The organism is Kytococcus sp. HMSC28H12 (assembly GCF_001816045.1).
Lineage (GTDB): Bacteria > Actinomycetota > Actinomycetes > Actinomycetales > Dermatophilaceae > Kytococcus > Kytococcus schroeteri.
Map to the genome: position 1 here is coordinate 1 of NZ_KV824286.1, position 6,933 is coordinate 6,933.

The following is a 6,933-nucleotide window of genomic DNA, read 5'->3' on the forward strand; positions in this document are numbered from 1 at the left end:
CGACCGCAGCCGCACCGCGCTGCCGCCGGGAGCACAGGGCGGACGGATCTGGGACTGCCCGGACCTGCCGGCCGCCCGCCGGGCCGACGCCGCCTACGCACCGTTCGGGCACCGGTCGGTGAGCGGGCTGTTCGACGACCTGCGCGCGGCGGACCACCGGTCGGCGGTGCTCGGGTGAGCAGCATCGGGCCCGGTGCGCGGCGCCGCCTGGTCTCCCTCGACTGGTCGCGCGGCGCCGCGGTGGTCTTCAACCTGCTGATGATCGCGGTGCTGCCCCCGCTGCCGACCGCGCTGGTGCACGCCCACTGGGAGGGCATCCACCTGGTGGACCTGGTCTTCCCCACCTTCGTGGTGCTCTCGGGCGCCGGCATGGCCTTCGCCTACGCCCGCACGCCCTCGTGGTGGGTGGTCCTGCGCCGCTCGGTGGTGCTGTGGGCAGCCGGGCTGCTCTACAACGCGGTGGTGCTGGACTGGCCGGCCCCCGCGGAGTTCCGCCTCATGGGCCCCCTCCAGGTTTACGCGGTGCTGGTGCCGGTGGTGGCCGTGGCGAGCACCCGCCTACGCAGCCCCCGGGCGTGGGCGGTCGCGGTGGCCGTGCTGACGGTGGCGCTCACCGCGCTGCACCTGACCTGGGGTGCGCACTGCGGCGGCGTGACCCCGACCTGCAATCCCTCGCGCACGCTCGACCTGCCGTGGATGGGGGCGCACGCCTACCGGGGTGGTGCGCGAGGCCACGACCCGGAGGGGGTGGTGACGCTCGCCGGTGCCCTGGTGACCGTGGGAGTGGGCCTGGTGGCGGGCGCCACCGTGCGCACCCTGCACGGCACCCCCGGGGCGCGGGGGCGGATCATCACCCTCATCCTGCTGCTGGTGGGCGCCTGCCTGGCCGCAGGGCTGGTGCTGCAGCTGCTGGGCGTGCCCGTGGTCAAGCGGTTGTGGACCCCGTCCTTCGCCCTGCTCACGGCCGTGCCCGGGTTGCTCGTGCTGCTGGGTGCCTACTTGCTCCTCGACGCCGACGGGGCCCCTCCGGCGTCATCGCTGGTGCGACCGGTGCCCGAGGCACTCGGCCGCAACGCCCTGCTCGGTTACTTCGGCTCGCACCTCGTGCTGCACCAGCTCACCGCCGGCGACCCCTCGGTGGCCGACAGGGTGGTGCGGCTGATGGGTCCAGACGCCGGCCGGTGGGTCTTCGGCATCGCGTTCCTGGCCTTCTGGGTGGCCCTCGCCCTCGTGCTGGCGCGGTACCGCGTGTACGTGCGGCCCTGAGGCACCCGCGTCGTCACCGGGCCCGTCAGGCCCTGACCCGCCTCAGCGCCCGCGGACGATGGCGGTGCGACGCACCCAGTCGTGTGCGCCGCGCTGGTCGCGGTCCCAGATCAGGGCCGGCAGGGCCAGGCAGAGCAGGACCGCGCGCACCGCGGAGTCCACGAGCGTGACCGGCCGGTCGTCGAGGCGGATCACCTGCAGGCCCATGATGCGGTGGCCGAGGGTGCCGCCGGCCGCGGCGACGAGCACGAGGTTCTCCAGCAGGAAGATCCCGTGCGTCACCAGCTGGCCGGACCCGCCCGGCCCCAGGTGGCCCCACGTGGCGGCCGTGATGGCCAGACAGGCGAACCAGTCGATGAACAAGGCGACCAGGCGCGGGCCGAGGCGGGCGATGGACCCGGGGCCGGTGGCCGGCAGGCCGAGGCGTTGACCCGGGTGGTCCTGGGGGCTGGGGTGCTCGTCGTCGGGGAGCGCCGCCCGGGGTCCGCTGAGCCAGGAGCCGATCTCACGTCTGTCCACGCGCACAGGGTACGGACCGGGCGGAGCGCGGGCGGGCCGGTGGGTGGCGCGTGTCCGAGACCACCGACGACACGTGGCCACCCGGTGACATGGGAGTGACTCCACGGCAGGGGCCAGTCGATAGGCTGGGTCCGTTCCGCGACACCGCCGACCCGGCGGTGCCGGCCACCACTCCCGCTCCCAGGAGGGCACAGCAGTGTTCAGCAGCCCGCAAGAGGTCATCGACTACATCCGCGACGAGGAGGTGGAGTTCCTCGACATCCGGTTCTGCGACCTTCCGGGCGTCATGCAGCACTTCAATGTGCCCGCCTCCACGGTGGACGCCGAGGCGCTGGCCACCGGCCAGATGTTCGACGGCTCGTCCATCCGCGGCTTCGTCGCCATCCACGAGTCCGACATGAAGCTGCTGCCCGACCTGGCCACCGCGTTCATCGACCCCTTCCGGGACGCCAAGACGCTGGTCATGAACTACTCCATCGTCGACCCCTTCACCGACGAGCCCTACGGCCGCGACCCGCGCACCATCGCCCGCCGCGCCGAGGAGTACCTGGGGACGACCGGCATCGCCGACACCGTCTTCATCGGCGCCGAGGCCGAGTTCCACGTGTTCGACGAGGTCCGCTACGAGACCACCCCGGGCAGCGCGTTCTACAGCATCGACGCCGAGGCCGCGGCTTGGAACACCGGCCGCGAGGAGGTGGGCGGCAACCAGGGCTACAAGGTGAGCACCAAGGGCGGGTACTTCCCGGTGTTCCCCACCGACCACTACACCGACCTGCGCGACCAGATCTGCCGCAACATGGAGAAGGTCGGCCTCGAGGTCGAGCGCAGCCACCACGAGGTGGGCTCCGCCGGCCAGCAGGAGATCAACTACAAGTTCAACACGCTGCTGCACGCCGGCGACGACATGATGAAGTTCAAGTACGTCGTCAAGGGCACCGCGTGGGAGGACGGCCGCTCGGCCACCTTCATGCCCAAGCCGGTCATGGGTGACAACGGCTCCGGCATGCACACCCACCAGAGCCTGTGGAAGGACGGCGAGCCGCTGTTCCACGACGAGAACGGTTACGGCCAGCTCTCCGACACCGCGCGGTGGTACATCGGTGGCCTGCTCAAGCACGCCCCGGCGCTGCTGGCCTTCACCAACCCGACGATCAACTCGTTCCGCCGCCTGGTGCCGGGCTTCGAGGCGCCGGTCAACCTCGTGTACTCGGCCCGCAACCGCTCGGCGTGCATCCGCATCCCGATCACGGGCACCTCGCCGAAGGCCAAGCGCGTGGAGTTCCGCGTGCCGGACCCGTCGGCCAACCCGTACCTGTGCTTCGCGGCGCAGCTGATGGCCGGCATCGACGGCATCCGCAACCGCATCGAGCCGCCGGAGCCGGTGGACAAGGACCTGTACGAGCTGCCGCCGGAGGAGCAGGCGAACATCGAGCAGCTGCCGTTCTCGCTCGACGCCGCCCTGGAGGCGCTGGAGGCCGACCACGACTTCCTCACCGAGGGCGACGTGTTCACCGACGACCTCATTGCGGCCTGGGTGGACTACAAGCGCACGCACGAGATCGCGCCGATGCGCCTGCGCCCCAACCCCTTCGAGTACGAGCTCTACTACCACATCTGAGTCGCCGACCACGGTGTGACGACGGGGCCGGTCCTGCGGGACCGGCCCCGTCGGCGTCCCCGGGCGTGCGCGTTCCTGTGCCTGGGCGGCTCAGGCGGGGCGGACCAGCCCGACCCGGTAGAGGGCCGCGACCGCCTCGGCAGCCAGGCGCTCGGCGTCGGGGTGGGGGCCGAAGGTCTCGACGAGGAGCGCGGTGAGCTCACCGACGGTCCGCGGCGAGTCCGCGAGCTCCTGCCAGAGGGTCGCGCCGAGCTGGCCGAGCTGCAGCACGGACGACCCGACCATGAGCACCACGTCCCCCTCACCGCACACCACGGCCCAGGAGAACGGGGCCTGCTCCCAGCGGGCTCCCGGCGTCGTGTCCGGGTCGTCCAACGGCTTGGGAGGGACGGCGTCCCACGGCGCGTCCCCCTGGAGCGCGGTGAGCTCCTCGGCCGGGGACGGGGCCCCCTGCGCGGCGAGGTCGGCGAGCAGGTCGGTGGTCTCGGTGATCTCGGAGTACACCAGGCGCTGCACCCCGAGGTCGGTGACCGCACGGGCCAGGGTGGACAGGCCGCCGGGGGTGCGGCTCAGCGCGGAGGTCTGCGGCGCGAGCAGCGGCAGGGCCTCGACGGCCGGCACCGGCTCCAGGCGGGGCAGCGGGCCCGGGTCAGCCTCCCGCTGCTCCTCGGCGCGCAGGCGGTGGAGGAGCACCAGTCCGGTGAGCCGGGCCCCCTCGGGCGCACGGGCCATGCCCAGCTGGTCGGGTCCCAGCTGGTGCTTGTGGTGCGGGTTGCCCCGGGGGTCGGTGACCACCGAGAGGGGCTTCTCCAGGGGCATCACCCGGTAGCCGTCGTCGACGGCGACGCACTCGTCGGTGAGGTAGCCCCACCCCGCCTGGGCCAACACGCGGCTGGCCGTCGTCTTGCCCGTCCCCGACGCGGCCACGAGGCACAGGGCCCGGTCGGTCCCGGGGGCGGTGAGCGCCGCGGCGTGCACCATGAGCGACTGCCCGATGTGGCGCCCGATCGAGGCGGCGATCAACCATGAGGCCAGGCTGTACCCGCCCTGCTCCCCGGCGACCACGACCGCCTCCCCTGCGGGTGGCGCCTCCCCCACGGCCACGAGGTGCAGCGGCACGTCGGGCTCCTCGTCGGTGATACAGCGGGACCACAGCGCGGGCACGTCGTCCTGGATGCCGGAGGCGTGGTCACGGACGGACCAGACCGTGTCCAGCACGCGCAGGCGTGCGATCTCCGTGCCGCTCCAGTCCACCGCCCGGGCCTCCGCCTCCGTGGCGCCCGTACCGGTGCCCGTCCTGTCGGTCATGCCTCCACCCCCAGTGCGTCGAGCAGGAACGCCAGCTCGAGGGCGCGGTCGCCCCACACGTCGTACCGGCCGGAACGGCCACCGTGGCCGGCGACCATCTCGGTGCGCAGCAGCACGGGACGCTCGACCGGGTCGCTGGTGGCCCGCTCGCGCACCGCCTGCACCCACTTGGCGGGCTCCCCGCACCCGACCCGGGTGTCGTTGAGGCTGGTGGTCGCCAGCATCGCGGGGTACTGCGCGGTCCGCACGTTCTCGTAGGGCGAGTACGCGGCCATGAGCTCGTAGGCCGCCGGGTCGTGCAGGGGGTTGCCCCACTCGGTCCACTCGCCCACCGTGAGCGGCAGGGAGGGGTCGAGGATGGTGGTCAGCGCGTCCACGAACGGCACCGCGAGGTGCGCCGCCCGGTAGAGGCCGGGCTCGAGGTTGATGGCCGCTCCCAGCAGCAGGCCGCCGGCGGAGCCGCCCTCCACGGCGAGGCGGTCGGGGTGCACCCACCCGGCGTCGACGAGGTGGTGCGCGGCGGCGTTCAGGTCGGTGAAGGAGTTCTGCTTCTGCGCCAGACGGCCGGCCTCGTACCAGTGGCGCCCCATCTCGCCACCGCCGCGCACGTGGGCGATCGCGAAGACGACGCCGCGATCCAGCAGCGAGAGACGGCTGGTACGGAAGTCGGGCTCGGTGGACACCTCGTAGGCGCCGTACCCGTACAGCAGCCCGGGGGCCGTCCCGTCGGGCCGAGCGTCCACGTGGTGCACCAAGGACACCGGGATGCGCGTCCCGTCGGCCGCCGTGGCCCACAGGCGCACCTGCACGTACTGGGCCGGGTCGTACCCGCCGAGGACGGGCTGCTGCCGCAGCACGGTGGGCGGCGCGAGCTCGCCCCCCTCGAGCACCGGCCCCAGGTCGTACTCGCTCGTGGTGGGCGGGGTCACGAGCGACTCCGTGACCACCTGCAGCGTCGTCGTGGCGTGGTCGGGGTTGGTCCCCAGACCGATCGTCCACAGCGGCTCGTCGGGGACGAGGTCGAGCGGCGCACCCAGGCCCAACGGCACGTCCGGGCCCGCGGTGCGCGGGTACACCCGCAGGGCCGTGAGACCGTCCCGCCGGAGGGAGACCACGGCGAAGCGCTCGTAGAGGTCCACCCCCAGGAGGCGCTCGTCCTCGGCCGGGGGCTGCACCGCACGCCAGTGCTCCCGGCCGGACGCCGCGACGGTGGCCGTGGCCAACTCCCCCTCGGGAGTGTTCGCGGTGTGCACGAGGAGCAGCTCGTCGCCGTCCACGTCGACGTCGTACTCGAGACCGTCGACGCGCGCCTGCACCACCTGCGGACGGGCAGCCGGGTCGGTGGTGTCGAGCACCCACCACTCGCTGGAGTCGCTGGAGGCCTTACCGATGAGCAGCCAGCGGTCGTCGCCGGAGGTGTCGATGCCCATCCACCAGGCCTCGTCCTCCTCGGTGTGCACGAGCTCGTCGGTGGCCGGGTCCGCCCCGATGGCGTGGCGCCAGACCTGGTGGGGCCGCCACGCCTCGTCCACGCGGACGTAGTAGAGGTGGGTGGCGTCGTGGTCGAAGCACAGGCCGTACCCGACGCCGCTGATCGACTCGTCGATCCGCTCGCCGGTGGCCAGGTCCACGACCGTGACGTTGAACCGCTCGTCCCCCGAGGTGTCGGTGGCGAAGGCCAGGCGCTGGTCGTCCCGGCTGGTGGTGAAGCCGCCCACCGAGAAGAAGGTCGCGTCGCCGGCCTCAGCGTTGCCGTCGAGCAGCACCTGCTCCCCGGCCGGCACCTGTCCCGGTTCCAGGACGGGGCGCTGCACCGCGTACTCCCCCCGCGCCGCCACCCGGGCGTGGACCGGGTACTGCTCCCCCTCGACGGTGCGCGTGTAGTACCACCAGTCCCCGTGCCGGGCCGCGACGGACACGTCGGTCAGCTGCGTGCGGGCGACGATCTCGTCGAAGACGCGCTTCCGGAGCCCCTCCTGCCCGGCGAGCCGCTCCTCGGTCCAGGCGTTCTCCGCCTCGAGGTGTGCGACGACCTGCGGGTCCTCCGGGTCCCGCAGCCACTGCCACGGATCGTCCACGACGTGCCCGTGGTGCTCACGGCGATGGGGGCGGCGGGCCGCGATCGGCGGGGTGCTGCGGGACATGCGGGCCACCCTACGCGGCAGCCGGGGCTCTCCCCCGCCCTGTCGGTGGCTGGTCATGGGTGTGCTGTGTGGAAG

At 73.1% G+C, this 6,933-nt stretch carries 5 protein-coding genes; 2 read left to right on the top strand and 3 right to left on the bottom strand.

Annotated elements, in window-relative coordinates:
- Positions 1–174: 174 nt before the first annotated feature.
- Positions 175–1,266: a heparan-alpha-glucosaminide N-acetyltransferase domain-containing protein gene (locus tag HMPREF3099_RS01635; RefSeq protein WP_070703461.1), complete on the top strand. Its 1,092-nt coding sequence runs from the start codon at positions 175–177 to the stop codon at positions 1,264–1,266.
- A 42-nt stretch (positions 1,267–1,308) separates the two neighbouring features.
- On the opposite strand, the gene HMPREF3099_RS01640 is transcribed toward HMPREF3099_RS01635, so the two are convergent.
- The gene (locus tag HMPREF3099_RS01640; RefSeq protein WP_070703465.1) at positions 1,309–1,785 is read right to left on the bottom strand and encodes an RDD family protein; all 477 of its coding nucleotides are present in this window, start codon (positions 1,783–1,785) and stop codon (positions 1,309–1,311) included.
- Positions 1,786–1,981: 196 nt separating this feature from the next.
- On the opposite strand from HMPREF3099_RS01640, the gene glnA reads away from it, so the two are divergent.
- Positions 1,982–3,406: a type I glutamate--ammonia ligase gene (gene glnA, locus HMPREF3099_RS01645; RefSeq protein WP_070703462.1), complete on the top strand. Its 1,425-nt coding sequence runs from the start codon at positions 1,982–1,984 to the stop codon at positions 3,404–3,406.
- Positions 3,407–3,496: 90 nt separating this feature from the next.
- Here the strand turns inward: glnA and HMPREF3099_RS01650 are convergent, their stop codons facing one another.
- Together HMPREF3099_RS01650 and HMPREF3099_RS01655 are read right to left on the bottom strand one after the other, a co-directional pair.
- A complete protein-coding gene (locus tag HMPREF3099_RS01650) occupies positions 3,497–4,714 on the bottom strand; it encodes a hypothetical protein (protein WP_070703463.1) in 1,218 nt (405 codons plus the stop codon).
- Positions 4,711–6,858: a S9 family peptidase gene (locus HMPREF3099_RS01655; protein ID WP_070703464.1), complete on the bottom strand. Its 2,148-nt coding sequence runs from the start codon at positions 6,856–6,858 to the stop codon at positions 4,711–4,713. Before HMPREF3099_RS01655 ends, HMPREF3099_RS01650 begins: the two co-directional genes overlap by 4 nt.
- Between the last annotated feature and the right edge of the window lie 75 nt (positions 6,859–6,933).